Consider the following 839-nt stretch of genomic DNA (forward strand, 5'->3'; position numbering starts at 1 on the left):
CCTGTACTGGCCAAGCTCCCCGTACGGCGGAAACGACCACAACTCTGCGGAGGAAGGGGATCGCCACAATTGGCAAGTGTGGCACGGCAAGGTAGAGCCGCGCAGGTTCGGGGAAATCCCGCGTGTCGATTACAGCGTGGACGGTGTGTCTTTCAAGAACTTCAAAAAAGATACGGCGAAATTTGTCAGCGAATTCGGCATGCACGCCGCAGCGAACCGCTATACGCTGGAACGCAATATCCCCCAAGGGAAGTTTTTCTGGGGAAGCGACGAGATGGCATACCGCAACAAGGACTACCATCACCAGAAAGGGATCTTGTTGATGGAAGGGTACACCGGTGTACCTCGCGACCTCGAAGAGTATTTGAATTTTTCCATGTTAACACAGGCAGAGGGGTTGAAATACGGGATTGAACACTACCGGAGGCACAAACCTTCGACGAGCGGTGCTTTGTTCTGGCAACTGAACGATTGCTGGCCGGGGACGAGCTGGTCTGTCATCGACTATTATCTTCTGCCAAAGGCAGCTTACTATTACGCGAAAAAATTCTTCCATCCTGTGCTGTATTCTTTGGACCACGAGTCGGGGGAAGCGTTGAATGTGTGGGTCGTCAACGATCGGTTGGAAGATGTGCAGGATACCGTTTTGCTGCATGTGTACGACTTTGACGGGAAGCCGGTATTTTCCCGGGAGATTCCCGTTAAGGTTCCTGCGAACGTTTCTGTGCGGGTTGCCAGGTTGACGGAGGAAGAAATTTTGCAAGGTCGCCCCGCAAACCAGGTGGTCGTTTGCTTGCGTTCCGCGCAGGGAGTCATACCGGACAACCTCTATTACTTGC

The 839-nt window shown here is 53.0% G+C and carries 1 pseudogene; it reads left to right on the forward strand.

Annotation, left to right across the window (positions count from 1 at the left end):
* Nucleotides 1-839 (forward strand): annotated as a pseudogene (locus NWF35_RS01025) (glycoside hydrolase family 2 protein); the annotation flags it as partial.

Origin of the sequence: Polycladomyces subterraneus, from assembly GCF_030433435.1 — a bacterium.
GTDB classification, from domain to species: domain Bacteria; phylum Bacillota; class Bacilli; order Thermoactinomycetales; family JIR-001; genus Polycladomyces; species Polycladomyces subterraneus.